General features: G+C 71.1%; 19 protein-coding genes and 1 pseudogene. 18 read left to right on the forward strand and 2 right to left on the reverse strand.

The window, feature by feature from the left end:
• Positions 1–308 precede the first annotated feature (308 nt).
• Positions 309–848, reverse strand: coding sequence for a MarR family winged helix-turn-helix transcriptional regulator (locus ACFQ7Q_RS24180; protein WP_383558658.1), 540 nt, complete (start codon positions 846–848; stop codon positions 309–311).
• 98 nt (positions 849–946) lie between these two features.
• Positions 947–2,311 carry an MFS transporter gene (locus ACFQ7Q_RS24185; RefSeq protein WP_383558659.1) on the reverse strand — a complete coding sequence of 455 codons (1,365 nt, stop codon included), beginning with the start codon at positions 2,309–2,311 and terminating at the stop codon, positions 947–949.
• A gap of 292 nt (positions 2,312–2,603) precedes the next feature.
• Here ACFQ7Q_RS24185 and ACFQ7Q_RS24190 point away from each other — a divergent pair, with 292 nt between their 5' ends.
• From ACFQ7Q_RS24190 to ACFQ7Q_RS24275, 18 genes and pseudogenes are all read left to right on the forward strand, one after another.
• Positions 2,604–4,088, forward strand: coding sequence for an aldehyde dehydrogenase (locus tag ACFQ7Q_RS24190; RefSeq protein ID WP_383558661.1), 1,485 nt, complete (start codon positions 2,604–2,606; stop codon positions 4,086–4,088).
• 29 nt (positions 4,089–4,117) lie between these two features.
• On the forward strand, positions 4,118–5,062 hold the full coding sequence (locus ACFQ7Q_RS24195; protein ID WP_383558662.1) for a VOC family protein: 945 nt from the start codon (positions 4,118–4,120) through the stop codon (positions 5,060–5,062).
• Positions 5,059–5,856 carry an aspartate dehydrogenase domain-containing protein gene (locus tag ACFQ7Q_RS24200; RefSeq protein ID WP_383558664.1) on the forward strand — a complete coding sequence of 266 codons (798 nt, stop codon included), beginning with the start codon at positions 5,059–5,061 and terminating at the stop codon, positions 5,854–5,856. Before ACFQ7Q_RS24195 ends, ACFQ7Q_RS24200 begins: the two co-directional genes overlap by 4 nt.
• Positions 5,853–6,659, forward strand: coding sequence for an alpha/beta fold hydrolase (locus ACFQ7Q_RS24205; protein ID WP_383558666.1), 807 nt, complete (start codon positions 5,853–5,855; stop codon positions 6,657–6,659). Before ACFQ7Q_RS24200 ends, ACFQ7Q_RS24205 begins: the two co-directional genes overlap by 4 nt.
• Positions 6,660–6,670: 11 nt before the next feature.
• Positions 6,671–7,192, forward strand: a complete 522-nt coding sequence (locus ACFQ7Q_RS24210) for a cupin domain-containing protein (RefSeq protein WP_383558668.1) — start codon at positions 6,671–6,673, stop codon at positions 7,190–7,192.
• A complete protein-coding gene (locus ACFQ7Q_RS24215; RefSeq protein WP_383558669.1) occupies positions 7,185–7,940 on the forward strand; it encodes an SDR family oxidoreductase in 756 nt (251 codons plus the stop codon). Before ACFQ7Q_RS24210 ends, ACFQ7Q_RS24215 begins: the two co-directional genes overlap by 8 nt.
• 19 nt (positions 7,941–7,959) lie before the next feature.
• The gene (locus ACFQ7Q_RS24220) at positions 7,960–8,748 is read left to right on the forward strand and encodes an SDR family oxidoreductase (protein WP_383558670.1); all 789 of its coding nucleotides are present in this window, start codon (positions 7,960–7,962) and stop codon (positions 8,746–8,748) included.
• A gap of 9 nt (positions 8,749–8,757) precedes the next feature.
• Positions 8,758–10,392 (forward strand): thiamine pyrophosphate-binding protein, encoded by a 1,635-nt coding sequence (locus ACFQ7Q_RS24225; RefSeq protein ID WP_383558671.1) that lies wholly within the window; start codon positions 8,758–8,760, stop codon positions 10,390–10,392.
• Between the two features lie 43 nt (positions 10,393–10,435).
• Entirely contained in the window at positions 10,436–11,371 is a 936-nt protein-coding gene (locus ACFQ7Q_RS24230; protein ID WP_383558672.1) for a PDR/VanB family oxidoreductase, read from the forward strand.
• Between the two features lie 29 nt (positions 11,372–11,400).
• Positions 11,401–11,625, forward strand: a complete 225-nt coding sequence (locus tag ACFQ7Q_RS24235; protein ID WP_383558674.1) for a recombinase-like helix-turn-helix domain-containing protein — start codon at positions 11,401–11,403, stop codon at positions 11,623–11,625.
• A gap of 1 nt (position 11,626) precedes the next feature.
• Positions 11,627–12,643: a Rieske 2Fe-2S domain-containing protein gene (locus ACFQ7Q_RS24240; protein ID WP_383558676.1), complete on the forward strand. Its 1,017-nt coding sequence runs from the start codon at positions 11,627–11,629 to the stop codon at positions 12,641–12,643.
• Positions 12,644–12,929: 286 nt separating this feature from the next.
• The gene (locus ACFQ7Q_RS24245) at positions 12,930–14,399 is read left to right on the forward strand and encodes an aldehyde dehydrogenase family protein (RefSeq protein ID WP_383558677.1); all 1,470 of its coding nucleotides are present in this window, start codon (positions 12,930–12,932) and stop codon (positions 14,397–14,399) included.
• Positions 14,308–15,947 (forward strand): annotated as a pseudogene (locus ACFQ7Q_RS24250) (APC family permease); the annotation flags it as partial. The gene ACFQ7Q_RS24245 and the pseudogene ACFQ7Q_RS24250, both read left to right, overlap by 92 nt.
• Before the next feature lie 35 nt (positions 15,948–15,982).
• Positions 15,983–17,551, forward strand: a complete 1,569-nt coding sequence (locus tag ACFQ7Q_RS24255; protein WP_383558678.1) for a GMC family oxidoreductase — start codon at positions 15,983–15,985, stop codon at positions 17,549–17,551.
• Positions 17,552–17,560: 9 nt separating this feature from the next.
• Positions 17,561–18,406 (forward strand): HipA family kinase, encoded by an 846-nt coding sequence (locus ACFQ7Q_RS24260; RefSeq protein WP_383558679.1) that lies wholly within the window; start codon positions 17,561–17,563, stop codon positions 18,404–18,406.
• On the forward strand, positions 18,403–18,786 hold the full coding sequence (locus tag ACFQ7Q_RS24265) for a DUF3037 domain-containing protein (RefSeq protein ID WP_383558680.1): 384 nt from the start codon (positions 18,403–18,405) through the stop codon (positions 18,784–18,786). Before ACFQ7Q_RS24260 ends, ACFQ7Q_RS24265 begins: the two co-directional genes overlap by 4 nt.
• Before the next feature lie 167 nt (positions 18,787–18,953).
• Positions 18,954–19,715 (forward strand): 3-oxoacyl-ACP reductase FabG, encoded by a 762-nt coding sequence (gene fabG, locus ACFQ7Q_RS24270; protein WP_383558682.1) that lies wholly within the window; start codon positions 18,954–18,956, stop codon positions 19,713–19,715.
• 28 nt (positions 19,716–19,743) lie between these two features.
• Complete coding sequence (locus tag ACFQ7Q_RS24275; RefSeq protein ID WP_383558684.1) at positions 19,744–20,511, forward strand: SDR family oxidoreductase; 768 nt, start codon at positions 19,744–19,746, stop codon at positions 20,509–20,511.
• Positions 20,512–20,587 lie beyond the last annotated feature (76 nt).

The following is a 20,587-nucleotide window of genomic DNA, read 5'->3' on the forward strand; positions in this document are numbered from 1 at the left end:
CGCCATGTCCCGGTAGGCGTCCTCGTCGACGTTCGGCCAGTTCACCCCCACCAGATCCAGCAGCGTGTCAGCCCAATCCGGCACCGTGACAGCCATGACCCCAAAGCCCCCCGTACGTAAGTGCGTTCGCAGAACGCAAACGCGAACACTTTGCCATGGGAGTCACAGTCGATCAAAGCGACTTCACCGGCGGCCGGTTTGCTTCGATCCCAGGTCGTAGCGGTCGCACGGGCCACGGCCGAAAGCCCCGCTGAGCTGCGGAGGCAGCTCGACGGGGCTTCGTGGCGAGCACCGGACGAATGAGCCCGCTACGCGGTCGTGTCCGTCGGCTCCTCGTCGGAGGCGATGATCGACTCCTCCAGCTTGCGCAGCAGTCGTGCGAGCTGGCGGCGTTCGGAGGGGGACAGGCCGCCGAGCATCCGGCTCTCGTTGTCCAGATGCTCGGCGAACACGGTGTCCACCGTCGCGAGGCCCTTGTCGGTGAGGCGGGAGTAGACGACGCGGCGGTCGTCGGCGTCCCGTTCGCGAACGATGAGGCCGTCCTTCTCCAGGCGGTCGATGCGCAGTGTCACCCCCGCCGAGGACACGAGGCCGGAGTCGGCGAGCTGGCCGGCCGTCAGCCGGTGCGGGTGTCCCGCCCTCCGTAGGGCGGTGAGGACGTCGAAGCCCGCCACGGACAGGCCGTGCCGCTCGATCGATGCCGTGAGCCGGGTGCTGTAGCGCAGGAAGGAGCGGTGGAGACGGGCGAGGACCTCCAGCGGGCTGGTGTCCAGCTCCGGCCTCTCCCGCGCCCAGTCCTCGATCACCCGCGCGACGGCGTCACGGTCCGACGGCTTCGATACAGCCATGCTCTTCCCCTCGTCCGGCGTCGTCCCGCGCCTTCACCTCAGCGCTGAGAATCTTAGCGCTGAGGTGAAAGTGTCAGGGAGCCGCTCTGCCGGTCGGCTCAGGCGTTGAGCTCCTCCAGCGTCTTGCCCTTGGTCTCGACGGCGAAGCAGGCGATCGCCGCGCCCACCGCGGCCACCACCGCGAGCTGCAGGAAGACGAGGGTCAGGCTGCCGCCCGCTGCGATGATCGCGCCGACGGTCACGGGGCCGAGGATGACGCCGAGCCGGTTCCACACGCCACCGAACGCGGCGCCCTTGGCGCGGTTGGCGGTGGGGTACAGCTCGGGCGAGTACAGGTAGAGCCCCGCGTTGACCGCGTAGAGGAAGAAGGTCGTACAGGAGGCGAAGATCGCCACCTGGCCGCCCGAGGTCGCGCCGGCCAGGGCGAGCACGCCCAGCGAGAGCACGGTGCCGACGAGCGCGCACACGAGGGCGGGCCGGCGACCGATGCGGTCGATCAGGAGCGCGACGATGAGGGTGCCGAGCAGGCCGGTCACGTTGCTCAGCAGTGTGTAGGTGAGGGCGGTGGTCAGATCCAGGCCGAACGTCTTCGTGTAGAGCGAGGGCAGCCAGGTGGAGATGCCGTGGTTGACGTAGTAGGCGACGAACCACAGACCCGAGAGGACCATCGTCCGCCGGAGGTAGCGTCCGCGGAAGAGGTCGCCGAGGCGGCCGCGGGACGCCTCGTCGGACAGGTTCGCGTCGGGCGCGGGCAGTGCGGCGGCGGTCGAACGGGTCACCTCGGCCTCGATGCGCGCGATGACCTCCTCCGCCTCCTGGGTGCGACCGCGGGCCAGCAGCCAGCGCGGGGACTCGGCGACCTGGCGGGGCAGTGCGGCGGCGAGCAGTACCGGGATGGTGCCGATGAGGAACATCGCGCGCCAGCCGAAGTGCGGGACCACCCACACGGCCACCAGCGTGGCCGCGGCGAGTCCGGCGGGGAAGATCATCTCGTACAGCAGGACGAACCGGCCCCGCTTGTCGGAGCGGGCGATCTCGTTGATGTAGGTCGCGGCGACGGGTACGACTCCGCCGATGCCGAGTCCCTGGACGAACCGGAAGAGCGAGAACGTGTCGATGCTGCCGGAGAACGCGACGGCGAGGCTGGCGAGGCCGGTGATGCCGACGCCCAGGGCGACGGTGCGGACCCGGCCGATCCGGTCGCCGAGCCAGCCGGCCGCCAGGGCGCCGAGCAGCATTCCGATGGAGGCGGAGGTCACGGCGAGGGTGGCCTGCCCGGTGGTCAGGTGCCACTCCTTCATCAGGACGGGCAGTGCGGAGGCGGCCAGCAGCTGGTCGAACGCCTCGAAGAAGGTGACGGCTCCGATCAGGAACCGGACCTTGACGTGCCACCGGGAGTGCGGAAGTCGTTCAAGTCGCGCGGCTACGGAGCCGCTGGCCTGCTTGCCGGCCACAGTCGTCATGGAGGGGTCCTTCCGCGGGCAGGGGAGTTGCCGAGACAGTAGGGGCCTATATCTAAGCGGTCAATGGTTAAGCGCCTAGAGATCTCTGTCTCGCAGGCCCGCTAGCCATCATCGGGTCCGTGAAGGGCGTGCTCAAGGCCGATTCGGCAACGATCTCGACTCGGGGGCTTGTCGAGAAATAGTTAAGCACTTAGATTTCTAGTGCTTCGACGATTCCGGTCACGGGGTCGCGCCGGACTCCGTCCGTGCTCGGAGCCAACTCCCCTTCCGCCGCCCGCCCGGAGGTCCACCCGTGCAGCTCCTTCCCACCGACATCCTGATCGCGGGCCAGTGGCGACGCGGTGCGGGCGAGCCGGTCGACACCGTAGATCCGGCGACCGGACGCGTGCTCGCCACCGTGCACTCCGCCTCGGTCGACGAGGTCGCCGAGGCGGCCGAAGCCGCGGCGAAGGCGGTGGCGGACCCCGCCTGGCGCGACATGCCCGCCCACGAGCGCGCCCGGCTGCTGCACCGGATCGCCGAGCTGACCGAGGAGGCGGCGCCCGATCTGGCCGCCGTGCAGACCGCCGACACCGGCAAGACCCTCACCGAGACACGCGCCCTCGCGCTCAGCGCCGCGGGCACCTTCCGGTACATGGCCGCCGCGCTGGAGACGGCCGAGGACACGGTCACCCCGTCCCGCGGCCCGTACGTCACCATGAGCGTCCACGAACCGATCGGCGTGGTCGGCGCGATCAATCCCTGGAACTCCCCGGTCGCCAGCGACGCGCAGAAGATCGCCCCCGCGCTCGCCGCAGGCAACGCCGTCCTCCTCAAGCCCGCCGCCTGGACCCCGCTGGTCTCCCTCGCCCTCGGACGGCTGATCACCCGGGCGCTCGACGAGTTCGGCCTGCCCACCGCCCTGCTCTCGGTGCTGCCCGGCAGCGGGAGGACCGTCGGCGACGCCCTCGTGCGCCACCCCCTCGTCGCCCGGATCGGATTCACCGGAGGCACCGAGACCGGCCGGTCCATCGCCGCGATCGCCGGTGAGAAGCTCGTCCCCGCCTCACTGGAGCTGGGCGGGAAGTCGCCGACCATCGTGCGCGCCGACGCCGACATCGAGCAGGCCCTCGCCGGAGTGCTGTTCGGGATCTTCTCGTCCAGCGGCCAGTCCTGCATCGCCGGATCCCGGCTCTTCGTGGCACGCGAGATCCACGACGCCTTCGTCGGCGAGCTCGTCGAGCGGGTCCGCAAGCTGCGCGTCGGCCCCGGCACCGATCCGGCCACCCAGGTCGGCCCCCTGGTGCACCACCGCCACCGCGACTCCGTCGCCGCCTACGTCGACCTCGCCCGCTCCGAAGGCGCGCGCGTGCTGTGCGGTGGGGCGGCGCCCCAGGGGGAGCGGTACCAGGACGGCGCGTACTACCTCCCGACCGTCCTGGACGGCCTGGCCAACACCTCCCGCACCTGCCAGGAGGAGATCTTCGGCCCGGTCCTCGTCGCCCTGCCCTACGACGACGAGGAGGACCTCGTCCGCCAGGCCAACGACTCCGTCTACGGGCTGGCCTGCGGCATCTGGACCCGTGACCTGCGCGCCGCCTGGCGGATCGCCCGCCGGATCGAGGCCGGCACCGTCTGGATCAACACGTACAAGCAGTTCAGCGCCTCCACCCCGTTCAGCGGATGGAAGGACAGCGGCCTCGGTACGGAGAAGGGCCGGGACGCGATCCGCGCCTACCAGCGACAGAAGTCCCTGTACTGGGGCACCTCCGACCTTCCCCTGCCCTGGGCCAACTGACCCGGCACGCCGCCCGTCTGGAGAGACTCATGCACCCCACACCGCCAGGTCCGATCGCCCGCCTCCGCTCCCTGCGCTCCGTCGAGCTGTACACCCCGGCCTTCACCGAGGCCGCCGGCTTCTACGAGGACGTCTGGGGCCTCGAAACCGTCGAGTCCGACACGGGGACCAGCTGGCTGCGCGGCACGAGCGACGAACACCACGTCCTCCAGCTGACCGAGCACGAGCGCGTCGGCCTCGGCCGGATCTCCTTCGCCGTCGGGACCCCGGCCGAGGTGGACGAGGCGGCCCGGCGCCTGGAGGCGCGCTCTCTCGTCCCCGTCTTCGGGCCCGGACCGCTGGACGGGGCGGGCGGCGGATACGGCCTGCGGTTCACCGACCCCGAGGGGCGCCTCATCGAGATCAGCGCCCACGTCGAGGCGGTCGTGCCGCGCGGACGGGACGGCGCCGTGCCCGTCGGGGTCACCCACGCCGTGCTCAACACCGTCGACATCGACGCCGCGGTCGCCTTCTACTGCGAGGTGCTCGGCCTGCGCGTCTCCGACTGGTCCGAGCACCAGATGGCGTTCCTGCGCTGCAACGCCGACCACCACTGCATCGCGTTCAACCAGGCCGAGTGGACCTCGCTCAACCACGTGGCGTACGAGATGAGCTCGGTCGACCACTTCATGCGCGGCCTCGGCCGGCTCCGCCACCACGGCATCACCCCCCAGTGGGGACCCGGCCGCCACGGCCCCGGGAACAACACCTTCTCCTACTTCACCGACCCCTCCGGGCTGGTCTGCGAGTACACCTCCGAGGTCGCCCAGATCGTCGAGGACGCCTGGATCGCCCGAGTCTGGCGGCGGGTGCCGGACCTGTCCGACCTGTGGGGGACGGCGGGCCCGCCGTCGAAGGAGATCCGCTGCCACATGGCGGGCGCGCCGGACCCCGGCCCGCTCGCCCCCCTCGACGCCCAGGAGGTCACCGTATGAGCACCGTACGCAAGGTCGGCATCGTCGGCTGGGGCGCGATCGGCCGGATCGTCGGCACCGCGCTCGCCGCGGGCGACGTGAGCGGCGCGGAGCTCGACTGCGTCGTCGACAACCGTCCTCTCGGCGAGGCCGCCCCGGCCCCGCAGGTCCCCTTCGAAGAGGCGCTGGAGCGCTGCGACCTGATCGTGGAGGCGGCGGGCCAGGGTGTCGTAAGGGAATGGGGCGAGCGGGTGCTCGCCTCCGGCACCGACCTGCTGATCGCCTCCACCGGGGCGCTGACCGACGACGAGCTGGCGAAGCGACTGCTCGCGGCGGGCCCGGGCCGGGTGTACTTCACCGGCGGCGCCGTCGGCGGACTCGACCTGCTCCAGGCGGTCCGCTCCCTGGGACCGCTCAGTGACGTCCGGCTCACCACCACAAAGCTGCCCTCGACCCTCGAACAGCCTTGGATGGACGAGGAGTTGCTCGCCCGGATGCGGACGGCGACCGGCCCGGTCGAGGTCATGACCGGAACGGCCCGCGAGGTCCCGGTCAGATTCCCCAAGTCGACGAACGTGGCCGCCTCGGTCGCGCTGGCCGTCGGCGACCTGGACGCTGTGCGGGTCCGGGTCGTCGCCGATCCCGGGGCGCACCACACCCGCCACGTCATCGAGGCGGCCGGCCCGCACGGGACGTACCGTTTCGAGGTCGCGCACCTGCCGGACCCCGGGAACCCGGCGACCAGCCAGGTCGTGCCGTACGCGGTACTGCGCAGCCTCGCCGCGCTCGCCGGGCGGACGGGGCAGATCCTGTGAGCGCCGACCTCCTCGCCCCGGTCGCCACGCAGGTCCACGTCGAGGAAGCCGGTGACCACGGTCCCCTGCTCCTGTGCCTGCACGGCATCGGCTCGTCGTCGGCCGCCTTCGCCCCGCAGCTCGCCGAACTCTCGTCGTACGCACGGGTCGTCGCCTGGGACGCCCCCGGCTACGCCTCGTCGCCCGACCCCGAAGTCCCCCTCACCCTCGACGACTTCGCGGACGTGGCGGCAGGGCTGATCCGAGAGCGCGGCGGGAGCGCCCATGTGCTCGGCGTCTCCTGGGGCGGTGTGATCGCCCTGCGGCTCGCCGCCCGCCACCCGGACCTCGTCGCCTCTCTGATCGTCGCCGACTCCAGCCCCGGTTCGGGCACGGACGAGAAGAAGGCGGCGGCCATGCGGGCCCGCGCCACCGAGCTGGTCGAACTCGGCCCGCGCGCCTTCGCCGAGGCACGCGGACCACGTCTGGTGTCACCCGGCGCCCCGGCCGACCTGGTCCGGCGGGTCGTCGCCACCATGGCGGCCTCGGTACGGCTCCCGGGCTACGCCTACGCCGCCGAGTCCATGGCCTCGGCCGATCTCCGTTCCGAACTGCCCTCGGTCGCCGCACCCTCGCTCGTGCTCTGCGGCGACAAGGACGAGGTCACCGGCATCGAGGCGAGCCAGGCCATCGCCGGAGCCCTCCACAAGACCGCCTTCGTGATCGTCAAGGACGCCGGTCACCTGGCCAACCAGGAGCAGCCCGGGCGCTTCAACGCCTGGGTCCTCTCCCACCTCCGTATCACCGCCCGCATCCCCGAATAGGAGCCGTTCCCATGCCCCTGACCACCACCGAGTACGACAACGGCGGCGACCTCGCCGACTACACCGACTCGCTCATCGCCACCAAGGACTCCCGGGTCGCCGACTTCGACACCCTGTCCTTCCAGGAGAAGGCCGGCGCGCAGTTCCGCCGTGGCCAGATCCGGTACGTCGGCTCCGGCGCGACCGGCAACCACGAGAACGACAGCCGGATCATCCCGTCCGGCGGGTTCACCTTCTCCAACATGCTGCTTCCGCCCGGCGCCGAGGGCCCGGCGCACACCCACCACGACGTCGAAGAGGCGTTCTTCGTCCTGGAGGGCGAGGTCAAGGTCGGCATCCACCGAGGCCCCGACGAGGTCGAGTACCGGACCCTCGGCTACCGCGACATGATCGTCGTCCCGGCCGGCGTGACCCGTTCCCTCAAGAACGAGGGGGACACCGACGCCCTCTTCTGCGTCGTCATCGGCACGCAGAAGCCGCAGGTCCCGACCTACCCGGAGTACTCGCCGATGCACGGCGTCACCCGTGGCTGATCTGCCCCCGGCCGACGCGCGCACCGTCGTCGTCACCGGAGCGGGCCGTGGCCTGGGACTGGCCATGGCCCGCCGGGCGGGCGAGGACGGCTTCCGCGTCGTCGTCGCCGAACTGGAGCGGGAGCGGGGCGAGCGCGCGGCCGCGGAGCTGCGCGAGGAGGGCATCGACGCCCGCTTCGTACGCTGCGACGTCGCCGACCCGGACTCGGTGGCCGCGCTGGCGGCCGCCGTGCGGGAGATCGGCCCGCTGTACGGCCTGGTCAACAACGCGGCGCTCGCCAACGGCGTGGGCGGCAAGGAGTTCCAGGACATCGACATCGAGGTGTGGGACCGGCTGATGACGGTCAACGCCCGCGGCCCCTGGCTGGTCTCCAAGGCCCTGTACCCGCTCCTCGCGGCACCGGGCCGGATCGTCAACATCGCCTCGGACGCCGCGCTCTACGGCTCCCCACGCCTCGCCCACTACATCGCCTCCAAGGGAGCGGTCATCGCCCTCACCCGGGCCATGGCGCGCGAGCTCGGTGACAAGGGGATCACCGTCAACGCGGTCGCCCCCGGACTCACCGAGTGCGAGGCGACCGAGACCGTGCCCGCCGAGCGGCACGACCTCTACCGCGTGAACCGGGCCGTCTCCCGGCCGCAGCAGCCCGACGACCTCACCGGGATCGTCTCGTACCTGCTCGGCGAGGAGTCCCGCTATCTGACCGGACAGGTGATCGCCGTCAACGGCGGCTTCACCATGAACTGAAGCGCAGGAGAAACCCGTTATGGATCTGGGCCTCGCCGACCGCACCATCGTGGTCACCGGCGGCAGCTCGGGCGTCGGCCTGGCCACGGTCCGCGCCCTGCTCGAAGAAGGCGCCCGCGTCGCCACCTGCGGCCGTGACGCCGACCGTCTCGCCAAGGCGGCAGCCCGGCTGGGCGCCGGGCGGGACCGCCTGCTCACCGGCGCGTGCGACGTACGGGACGCCGACGCCGTGGACCGCTTCGTACGCGGCGCCGCCGACACGTTCGGCGGCGTCGACGGACTCGTCAACAACGCCGGACAGTCCCGCATGAAGGGGCTCGACGACTCGACGGCCGAGGACTGGCGCGACGAACTGGAGCTCAAGTTCGCCGGGGTGCTGAACCCCCTGCGTGCCGCGCGCCCGTTCCTCGCCCGCTCCGAGGCGGCGAGCGTCGTCAACATCAACGCGGTCCTCGCCAAGCAGCCCGAGCCCCGGCTGATCACCACCAGCGCCGCCCGCGCCGGCATCCTCAACCTCTCCAAGTCCCTGTCGGCCGAACTCGCCGGCGACGGCATCCGGGTCAACTCCGTGTGCCTGGGCCTCATCGACACCGGCCAGTGGACCCGCCGCCACGCCGCGGCCGCCACCGGCACGAGCTACGAGGACTGGCAGGCGGAGCTGGCCGCCGACCGGGGCGTCGCACTCGGCCGGCTCGGCCGGGCCGAGGAGGTCGCGTACGCGGTCGTCACCCTGCTCTCGCCCCGCGCCTCGTACATCACCGGCACCAGCATCGACGTGTGCGGCGGCGTCGGCCGTTCCATCCTCTGAGGAGACACCATGCGTTACGACAACGGAGGCGATCTCCTCGTCGCCGTCCTGCGTGAACTGGGCATCGACACCGTCTTCGGCATCGTCAGCGTGCACAACCTGCCGCTCGTCGAGGCCGTCGACCGCGAACTGCGGTTCGTTCCCGTGCGCCACGAGGCGTCCGCCGTGAACGCCGCCGACGCCTACGGACGCGCCCGGGGCTCCATCGGCTGCGCCCTGACCTCCACCGGAACCGGCGCGGGCAACGCGGCCGGATCCCTGATCGAGTCGCTGAGCGCCGGCAGCTCCGTGCTGCACGTCACCGGCCAGGTGGAGAGCGAGTTCCTCGGCAGCGGACGGGGGTTCATCCACGAGACCAAGGACCAGCTCGGCATGCTGACCGCCGTGTCGGCCCACGCCGCGACCGTGCCGGACACCGAACGGGCGGGCCACGTCCTGCGCGAGGCGGCGCGGGCAGCGCTCAGCGGCCCGGGCGGACCCGGCGGGCCGGCGAGCGTGGAGTGGCCCATCGACCTCCAGTACGCGCCCCAGACCGACGGCCTCGCCGTTCCCGGCCTCCCCGCCGCAGCGGCCCCCACGGACGGCGAACTGGCCGCCGCCGGCGAGCTGCTGGCCTCCGCCCGCCGCCCCCTCGTCTGGGCCGGCGGCGGCGCGACCGGGGCCCGCCCCGAACTCGCCCGTCTCCTGGAGGTGACCGGAGCGGGACTGCTCACCTCCAACTCCGGGCGGGGCACGGTGCCCGAGGACCACGAACAGGTCATCGGCAACTTCGCCACCACCCCCGCCGCACGGGCCCTGCTCGCCGACGCGGACGTGCTGATCACCATCGGCACCCACTTCCGGTCCAACGAGACCGCCGACTACACGCTGGAGCTGCCCGCCGCGCACATACAGATCGACGTCGACGCGGCGGCGCTCGGCCGGGTCTACCCGGTCGCGCACCCCTTGCACGGCGACGCCGCACCCACCCTCACGGCCCTGACCCGGCACGCCACGCCCGCCGAGCATGGCTGGCGGGAACGCGTCCGTGCCGTGCGCTCCGAGGTACGCGCCCATCTTCACGACGCCATCGGCCCGCAGGCCGCGATCTGCGACGCGATCCGCGCCGCGCTGCCGCGCGAGGCGGTCGTCGCCCGCGACGTGACCATCCCCTCCAGCAGCTGGGGCAACCGCCTCCTCGAGATGTACGACCCGCGGGACAACGTCTTCCCGCGCGGCGGCGGCATCGGCCAAGGCCTCGGGATGGGGATCGGCGCGGCGCTCGCGCGGCCCGACGCACCCACCGTCGTCCTCGCCGGCGACGGCGGACTCGCCGTCCACCTCGGCGAACTGCTCACCCTCGCCCAGGAGCGGCCCCGCCTCACCCTGATCGTCTTCAACGACGGAGGGTACGGCGTGCTGCGCAACATGCAGGACCGCCACAGCGAGCGCCGCTCCGGCGTCGACCTGGTGACACCCGACTTCGAACTCCTCGCCCGCGCCTGCGACCTGCCGTACCTGCGGATCGCCGCCGAGGAGCACGCGGCACCCGTCATCGGGGAGGCCGTCGCCTCCGACGGGCCGACGCTCGTCGAGGTCGACCTCGCGGCCCTTGGCCCGATGAAGAACCCGTTCACCCCACCCGTGAGGATCCCGGGCCGGTAATCCGGTCCCGTACTGCCTATCGCCGGTAAGGAGGCACCAGGCCATGAGCGAGAACCCGCTGCAGCTGATCGTCCACCGCATGACATGGGAGGCCGAGGGCGTACTGTCCGTCGAGCTCGCCCACCCCGAAGGCAAGCCCCTGCCCGCCTGGACGCCCGGCGCCCACATCGACGTGCACGTCGGTGGCCACGTCCGTCAGTACAGCCTGTGCGGCGACCCGCACGACCAGGGTGCGTACCGGATCGGCGTCCTCAACGAGCCCTCCTCGCGCGGCGGTTCGCGCCATGTGCACACGAAGCTGCGGCCCGGCCGGTCCGTCACGGTCTCGGAACCGCGCAACCACTTCGCCCTGGAGGACGCCGGCTCGTACGTCTTCGTCGCCGGCGGCATCGGGATCACCCCCCTGCTCGCGATGGCCCGCGAGGCCGCCCGCAGGGGCGCCGAGTGGCGGATGGTCTACGGGGGCCGGAGCCGGGCCTCGATGGCCTTCACCTCCGAACTCGCCCTGCTCGGCGGCGATGTGACGCTCGTCCCGCAGGACGAGCTGGGCCACATCGACCTGGAGTCGGTGCTCACGCGGCTGCCCGACGACGCGCTCGTGTACTCGTGCGGACCCGAACCCCTCCTCGCGGCCGTGGAGGAACGCTGCCCGGAGGGCCGGCTGCGCCTGGAGCGGTTCGCCGCCCCCACCGTGGAACGCGCCGGAGACGACGAGGAGTTCGAGGTCGAGTGCCGTACCTCGGGGCTGACGCTCCGGGTCGGCCCCGACACGTCGATCCTCGACGCCGCGGAGGGCGCCGGGCTCAGCGTGAACAGCTCGTGCCGCGACGGCATCTGCGGGTCCTGCGAGACCCGCGTGCTCGACGGCACGCCCGACCACCGCGACTTCCTGCTCAGCGAGGCGGAGCAGTCCGCAGGCGCCACCATGATGATCTGCGTCTCGCGGTGCGCCTCCGGCCGGCTCGTCCTCGATCTGTGACCCCTTCCCCCGCCTTCTCAGGAGAGAACGTGACCGACACCTGGCCGTACCTGGACGTCCACCAGTCCCGTACGCACGAGCCCACGCCGTACGAGTACAAGCTCGCCGCCACCCTCGAAGAGGTCTTCACCCAGGAGGGCCACGAGCTCGCCGACGTGGTGCGCGGGCTCAACGCCCGCAAGGTGCAGACCGCCGACGGCACGCCGTGGACCGAGGAGTCCTTCCGCGCCGAGATGAACCGACTGGGAGCCTGACATGACGCTGTCGTCCACCGCCGCCGCGGACCGCATCTACGCCACCGGTCTGCGCAACCAGTGGCATCCCGTCGTCCCCTCGCGCTTCGTCGCCGCCGGCGCGATGCGCAAGGTGACCGCGCTCGGCGAGCAGTGGCTGCTGTTCCGCCGCCCGGACGGAACGCTCTCCATGCTCGCCGACCGCTGCCCGCACCGCGGAGCGCCCCTGTCGCTGGGCAAGCACCTCGGCGACCGGGTGGCCTGCTGGTACCACGGCGTCGAGGTCGGCACCGACGGCACCGTCACCTCGGTCCCCGGCCTTCCCGGCTGCAACCTGGAGGGCAAGAAGCTGGTCACCTCGCTGCCCGTGCGCGAGGTCGGCGGCGCGATCCTCGCCTGGTTCGGCGACGAGGAGCACCCCGAGCCGGCCGAGCTGACGCTCCCCGAGCCGCTGACGGACCCCGCGGTGGACGCGTTCCTCTGCTACGCCGAGTGGAACGTGCCGTGGCGGTACGCCGTGGAGAACCTGCTCGACCCCATGCACGGTGCCTTCCTCCACCACGAGTCGCACACCATGTTCGCCGGCGACACGACCGCCAAGTTCCGCATCCGGGAGACCGAGCGCGGCTACTTCTTCGAGAAGACCGACCAGCGGGGCGTCAACTTCGACTGGGTCGAGCTGTGCCGTACCGGTGTCGACTGGGTCGACCTGTCCATCCCGTACCCGCCGTCGGCCGGCCCGGGCGGACCGTTCGGGATCGTGGGCATGGTCTGCCCGGTCGACGAGCAGCGCTCCGGTGTCTTCTTCTGGCGGTACCGCCGCGTCGAGGACTGGCAGCGGGCGTCCTGGCGCTTCCTGTACAAGACGCTGATCGAGAAGCGCCACTGGGAGGTCCTGGAACAGGACCGCGTGATGCTGGAGGCCATGCCCGCCGACGCGGACCAGCAGGAGAACCTGTACCAGCACGACCTGGGTGTCGTGCGGCTGCGCAGGCTGTACCGTGCGGAGGCCGAGGCGCAGGCGTCGTCCGGTACCTGAGCCGCCGGCCGTTCGGCTCCGATCTGCACGGATGAGCCTTTCGGAGCAGTGCTGCCCCGTGCGGTCGGTCGATCGCCGAGCACCTCCGCGCGCATGGTCCGGTGGCGATCCTCGATCGCCCGGAAGGGCGATCGCGACGAGGCCGGGGCACGGGGCCCAGGCCCGGACGGAGCCGTTGCGATCCTCGGCCGCCCGATTCTTCGTTCTGCGGGGTCGGCCGAGGCTGCCTAGTGTCATGGGGTGGAGCACACGGACAGTGCCCGGCCCATCGACCCGGAGGTGCGCGATGCCGGAGCTGTTTATCGGAGGCAAGTGGGCAGCCGCCGCCGACGGTCGTACGCGGGAGATCCGCTGTCCGGCGGACGGCAGCCTGGTCGCCACCGTGGACGAGGGCGGCCCCCCGGACGCGGCAGCGGCCGTCGCCGCCGCCCGCGAGGCGTTCGACAGCGGGCCGTGGCCCGCCACGCCCGCCGCCGAGCGCGGACGGCTGCTGGTGCGCGTCGCCGATCTGCTGGAACGTGACAAGGCGGCCTTCGCCCGTGCCGAGTCCCTGGACACCGGCAAGCGGCTCGTCGAGTCCGAGTACGACATGGACGACATCGCGGCCTGCTTCCGCTACTTCGGCAACCTCACCGCGTCGGGCGGGGTCGACCGGATCGTCGCCACCGGCAACCCGGAGGCGGACAGCCGGGTGGTGCACGAACCCGTCGGCGTGTGCGCACTCATCACCCCATGGAACTATCCGCTGCTGCAGACCGCGTGGAAGGTCGCCCCGGCCCTCGGGGCGGGCAACACGTTCGTACTGAAGCCGAGCGAACTGACCCCGCACACCGCGATCCTGCTGATGCGGCTGCTGACCGAGGCGGGGCTGCCACCAGGGGTCGGGAACCTGATCCTGGGGACGGGCGCCGAGGCCGGCGCGCCGCTCACCGAGGATCCCCGGGTGGATCTGGTGTCGTTCACCGGTGGTCTGGCCACCGGCCGCCGGATCATGGCGGCGGCAGCGCCGACGGTGAAGAAGATCGCCCTGGAGCTCGGCGGCAAGAACCCGAACATCGTCTTCGCGGACGCGGACTTCGAGGCGGCTGTCGACTACGCACTGACGGCCGTCTTCCTGCACTCCGGGCAGGTCTGCTCGGCCGGTGCCCGGCTCCTCGTGGAGGACTCGCTGCACGACGCCTTCGTCGACGAGATCGTGGCCCGTGCGCGCGCCATCCCGATGGGCGGCCCGTTCGACGAGAACGCGCGGACGGGGCCGCTGATCTCGGCAGCACACCGCGACAAGGTGGAGGCGTACGTGGCCGCGGGCCTGGCCGAGGGCGCGGTGCTGCGCTGCGGCGGGGCGCGGCCGACGGACCCGGAACTCGCCGACGGCTACTACTATCCGCCGACCGTGCTGGACGACTGCACGCCCGGGATGTCGGTGGTCCGTGACGAGTCGTTCGGCCCGGTGCTCACGGTCGAGCGGTTCGACAGCGAGGCCGAGGCCGTCGCGGTCGCGAACGACACCATGTACGGCCTCGCGGGTGCGGTCTGGTCGCAGGACACCGGCCGCGCGCACCGGGTCGCGTCCCGGCTCCGCGCGGGCACCGTGTGGATCAACGACTTTCATCCGTACGTGCCGCAGGCGGAGTGGGGCGGCATGAAGCAGTCCGGCTTCGGCCGTGAACTGGGGCCGGCGGGACTCGCCGAGTACCAGGAGACCAAACACATCTGGCGGAACCTCGCCCCCAAGCCGCAGAGGTGGTTCGAGTGACCGCACAGCCGACGGGCCAGGATCGGCCCGGCGCCGGCGCCCCTCACGACGACGACTCGCTGGCCGAACTCGGCTACCGGCCCGAACTGAAGCGCACGCTGGGCAACTTCCACACGTTCGCCGCGGGGATCAGCTACATCTCGATCCTGACCGGCACCTTCCAGCTGTTCTACTTCGGAATCGCCTTCGGCGGCCCGGCGTACTGGTGGTCGTGGCCGATGGTGTTCGTGGGCCAGCTGATGGTGGCACTGTGCTTCTGCGAGCTGGCGGCGCGCTATCCGGTCGCGGGCTCGGTCTACAACTGGGCGAAGAAGATGGGCGGCCCGCACGTGGGGTGGCTCGGCGGCTGGATGATGATGACGGCCACCATGGTGACCCTGTCGGCCGTGGCTCTCGCGTACCAGATCACGCTGCCGCAGATCGACCCCTGGTTCCAGATCGTCGGCGACGGCAGCGGCGAGAACGACGCCGCGGCCAACGCGGTCCTGCTCGGCACGGTGCTGATCCTCTTCTCCACGCTGGTCAACGCCTTCGGCGTACAGCTGATGGCGCGGATCAACTCCGCGGGTGTCTTCATCGAGCTGATCGCCGCCGTGGCCCTGATCATCTTCCTCGCCGCGCACATCACCCGTGGACCCGGCACGGTGCTCACCGACACATGGGGCCTGGGCAGCGGGGAGCCCCTCGGCTACTTCGGGGCGTTCCTGACGGCCTCACTCGCCTCGGCGTACGTGATGTACGGCTTCGACACGGCCTCCTCGCTCGGCGAGGAGTCTCACAACCCGAGCAGAAACGCGCCGCGCGCGATCCTGCGGGCCCTCGTCGCGTCCTTCATCATCGGTGGTCTCATCCTGCTGTTCGCGCTGATGGCGGTGCCCGACCTGCAGTCGGAGGAGTTGGCCACGGGCGGCCTGCAGTACGTGGTGCTGGAGACGCTGGGGTCGACGATCGGTGAGATCTTCCTGTGGTGCGTGGTCGTGGCGATCACGGTGTGCGTGCTGGCCGTCCAGGCCGCGGGCATCCGGCTGATGTTCGCGATGGCACGGGACAACAACCTGCCCGCCGGATCGGCCCTCGCCAGGGTGAGCCCGCGCTTCCGGACCCCGGTGGTTCCCGCCGTCGTGATCGGCGTGGTGGGTGTCGTCATCCTGGTCGTCAACATCAACCAGCCGCAGATCTTCTCGGTGATCACCAGCATCGCGATCATCATGATCTACGTGGCCTACCTGATGGTCACCACCCCGATGCTGATCCAGCGGCTGCGCGGGAAGTGGCAGCCCCGTGAGGGAGCCTTCTCGCTCGGTCGCTTCGGACTGCCGATCAACATCCTGGCGGTGCTGTGGGGCGCGGCCATGTCCCTGAACCTGGCCTGGCCCCGCGCCGAGGTCTACAACGCGACCGGGGCTCAGCACTGGTACCTGCGCTGGGGTGCGTTCCTGTTCGTCGGCATCGTGGCGCTCGGCGGCTTCGCCTACTACTGGTTCGTACAGCGGCACCGTACGGGCGTGCTGGCCGAGCACCGCGCAGACGTCCCCTGATCCGTGCTCCCTCCCCCCACGGGGACATCTCGTACTGGAGAGACCATGCCCGCACAGCCCTCTGCGCCCGAGTTCGACTACGTCGTGGTCGGCGGCGGCACCGCCGGGGCCGTCGTCGCGGCCCGCCTGTCGGAGGACCCCGGGGTCAGCGTCTGCCTGCTGGAGGCGGGCCCCTCCGACGAGGGCGACGAGAACATCCTGCGGCTGGACCGGTGGATGGCGCTGTTGGAATCCGGTTACGACTGGGACTACCCGGTGGAGCCGCAGGAGAACGGCAACAGTTTCATGCGCCACGCCCGTGCCAAGGTGCTCGGCGGCTGCTCGTCGCACAACTCGTGCATCGCCTTCTGGGCGCCGGCCGAGGACCTCGACGAGTGGGGTGCGACGGGGTGCTCGGGCTGGAGCGCGGCCGACTGCTTCCCGCTGTACCAGCGGCTGGAGACCAACGACGGCCCCGGCGACCACCACGGCCGCTCCGGACCCGTGACGATCCGCTCGGTGCCGCCCCGGGACCCGTGCGGCAGGGCGCTGTTGGCGGCCTGTGCGGCGAGCGACATCCCGACGGTGCCGTTCAACTCCGGCCGCACGGTGGTGCGCGGAGCGAACTGGTTCCAGATCAACTGCCGGGAGGACGGGACCCGTTCGTCCGCCTCGGTGTCGTATCTGCATCCCGTGATGGGCAAGCGGCCCCAGCTGGAGGTACGCACCGGGGTGCAGGCGAGGCGGCTGCTGTTCGACGGCGCGCGCTGCTCGGGCGTGGAGTACCTGCGGCCGGACGCCGTGCACATCGACTCCGTACGGGCCCGGCGCGAGGTGATCGTCTCCTGCGGGGCGATCGACTCGCCGAAGCTGCTGATGCTGTCGGGCATCGGACCCGCCGCCCATCTGCGGGACAACGGCGTGGACGTACGCGTGGACTCGCCCGGCGTCGGCTCACACCTCCAGGACCATCCCGAGGGGGTGATCATGTGGGAGGCGAAGCAGCCCATGGTCACCTCGTCCACGCAGTGGTGGGAGATCGGGATCTTCGCGGACACCGAACCGGGTCTCGACCGGCCGGATCTGATGTTCCACTACGGTTCGGTCCCGTTCGACATGAACACCTACCGCCGCGGCTATCCGACCACCGACAACGCCTTCTGCCTCACGCCGAACGTCACCCGTGCCCGTTCGGAGGGCACGGTCCGGCTGCGCAGCCGTGACTTCCGGGACAAGCCGAAGGTCGACCCGCGCTACTTCACGCACGAGCACGACATCCGGGTGATGATCCACGGACTGCGGCTGGCACGGGAGATCGCGGCGCAGGCGCCGCTCGCCGACTGGAAGGGTGCGGAGCTGGCGCCCGGACCGGACGCCACCACCGACGAGGAGCTGTTCTCCTACATCCGCCAGACGCACAACACGGTCTACCACCCGGCGGGCACCGTACGGATGGGTGCCGAGCGTGACTTCTCCTCGCCCCTCGACCCGCAGCTGCGGGTCAAGGGGGTGCAGGGGCTGCGGGTGGCGGACGCCTCGGTCATGCCGTTCCTGCCGGCGGTCAATCCGTGCATCACCACGATGATGATCGGCGAGAAGTGTGCGGACATGATCCGCGCCGGACAGGCCGTATAGCCTGGCGAAATGCTTACAGAAGTGACAGCGACTCGCTATGTCACCCCTCTGCGTGAGGGCGGCTCGCTCCCCGGGATCGTCGAGGCCGACGATCTCGGTACGTACGTCATGAAGTTCACCGGCGCCGGGCAGGGGCGCAAGACACTCGTCGCCGAGGTGATCTGCGGGCAGCTCGCCCGTCGGCTCGGGCTGCGCGTGCCCGAGCTCGTCGCCATCGACCTCGACCCCGTCATCGGGCTCTCCGAGCCCGACCAGGAGGTCCAGGAGCTGCTGAAGGCGAGTGGCGGGCTCAACCTCGGGATGGACTACCTTCCCGGCTCGCTGGGCTTCGACCCGCTGGCGTACGAGGTGGACCCGAAGGAGGCGGGGAAGGTCGTCTGGTTCGACGCGGTGATCAACAACGTCGACCGGTCCTGGCGCAACCCGAACATGCTGGTCTGGCACGGCGACCTGTGGCTCATCGACCACGGCGCCACGATGATCTGGCACCACAACTGGCGGGGCGCCCAGGCCTCCGCCGCGAAGCCGTACGACGCCTCCGACCACGCCCTGGCGCCCTTCTCGCCGGACGTCGCCGCCGCGGCGGCCGAGCTGGCGCCCCTGGTCACCCGGGAGCTGCTCGAGGCGGTCGCCGCCGACGTCCCCGACGAGTGGCTGGTGGACGAGCCGGGCTTCGAAAGCACCGACGCGGTGCGCGCCGCGTACGTGGAGGCCCTGCTGCCGCGCGCCGCGACCATCCACGAGCGGATCACTCTCGGTCCGCGGGTCGAGCGCGGGCCGGCGCAGCCGCCCGGCTGGCTCGCCGAACGTCTCGCCCCCCGGCCGCACTCCGCCCAGAAGGACCGCACCACGTGACCGACCGCGATGTCTTCGAGTACGCGCTGCTGCGCGTCGTGCCACGCGTGGAGCGCGGCGAGTTCTTCAATGCGGGCGTGGTGGTCTACTGCCGGGCCAAGTCGTACGTCGCCGCCCGGACGCATCTCGACGAGGCCAAGCTCAGGGTGCTCGACCCGGGTGCGGACGTGACCGGCGTACGGGCCGCGCTGCACGCGGTCGAGGGGGTCTGCCTCGGCGGCGAGGACGCCGGCCAGGCGGCGCGTGACGACGCAGGACGGCGCTTCCGCTGGCTGATCGCGCCCCGCTCCACGGTCGTCCAGCCGGGCCCGGTGCACACCGGTCTGACGGCCGACCCGGAGGCCGAGGTCGAAAGGCTGCTCGATCTGCTGGTCCGCTGAGCGCCGTCCGTGTGGCGCGGAGTGACGCTGTGCACCCGGTGGGCCGTTGACACCGGGTGCCAGGGCTTCTAGCGTCTCGTCTGCGGAAGGTACTAAGCGGTCGCTCATGTGCGGGACGCACCGTGCGGGCCGCATCCATGGATGATCCAAGGGCGAGGAGAATCAGCATGTCGACCACCGAGCAGCGCGTAGCCGTCGTCACCGGCGCGGCGCGGGGCATTGGCGCCGCGACCGCGGTACGGCTGGCCGCGGAGGGCCGCGCCGTCGCCGTACTCGACCTCGACGAGGCGGCCTGCAAGGACACCGTCGAGAAGATCACGGCCGCCGGTGGCACCGCCATCGCCGTCGGCTGCGACGTCTCCGACAGCGCTCAGGTGGAGGCCGCCGTCGCGCGCGTCGCCGCCGAGCTCGGCGCCCCGACGATCCTCGTCAACAACGCCGGCGTGCTCCGCGACAACCTGCTCTTCAAGATGAGCGAGTCCGACTGGGACATGGTCATGAACGTGCACCTCAAGGGCGCGTTCCTGATGGCCAAGGCCTGCCAGAAGCACATGGTGGACGCGGGCTTCGGCCGGATCGTCTCGCTCTCCTCGTCCTCCGCGCTCGGCAACCGCGGCCAGGCGAACTACTCGGCCGTCAAGGCCGGTCTGCAGGGCTTCACCAAGACCCTCGCCAAGGAGCTCGGCAAGTTCAACATCACCGCCAACGCCGTCGCCCCGGGCTTCATCGTCACCGAGATGACCGCGCAGACCGCCGAGCGCGTCGGCATGGGCTTCGAGGAGTTCCAGGCCGCGGCCGCCTCCATGATCCCGGTGCAGCGCGTCGGCAAGCCCGAGGACATCGCCAACGCCATCGCCTTCTTCACGGGCGACGACGCCGGCTTCGTCTCCGGCCAGGTCCTGTACGTGGCCGGCGGCCCGCTCAACTGACGCTTCGAGCGGGAAGAAGGAGACGAACATGAGTACGAAGGAACTGCCCGAGCTCTCCGGCAAGGTCGCTCTGGTCACCGGAGCCAGCCGGGGCATCGGCTACGGCATCGCCGAGGCGCTGGTCGCCCGCGGCGACCGGGTGTGCATCACCGGACGGGGCGAGGAGGCCCTCAAGGAGGCCGTCGAGCGCCTCGGGGCCGACCGGGTCATCGCGGTGCCCGGCAAGGCCCACGACGAGGCCCACCAGGCCGCTGCGGTCGAGGCGACGATGGAGGCGTTCGGCCGGGTCGACTTCCTGGTGAACAACGCCGGGACGAACCCGGTCTTCGGGCCGATCGCCGAGCTCGACCTGAACGTCGCCCGCAAGGTCTACGAGACGAATGTGATCTCGGCCCTGGGATTCGCCCAGCTGACCTGGCGCGCCTGGCAGAAGGATCATGGCGGTGCGATCGTGAACATCGCCTCGATCGCCGGCATCTCCGCCTCGCCGTTCATCGGCGCGTACGGGATGAGCAAGGCGGCCATGGTCAATCTGACCCTCCAGCTGGCGCACGAGTTCGCGCCGGTGGTCCGCGTCAACGCGATCGCCCCTGCCGTCGTCAAGACCAAATTCGCCCAGGCCCTCTACGAGGGTCGTGAGGCCGAGGCGGCGGCAGCGTACCCGCTCGGCCGGCTCGGCGTCCCGGAGGACATCGGCGGCGCGGCCGCCTTCCTCACCTCCGACCAGTCGGACTGGATCACCGGCCAGACGCTGGTGGTCGACGGGGGTCTTTTCCTCAACTCCGGCGTCGAGTGACCGATATCCGGACACTTTCCTGAATTCCTGACCGGTTTGGCCCCGGTTAATCGTTGAATGCCTCAAGTGCCCCGTC

Origin of the sequence: Streptomyces sp. NPDC056527 (assembly GCF_042794475.1) — a bacterium.
Taxonomy (GTDB): Bacteria; Actinomycetota; Actinomycetes; order Streptomycetales; family Streptomycetaceae; genus Streptomyces.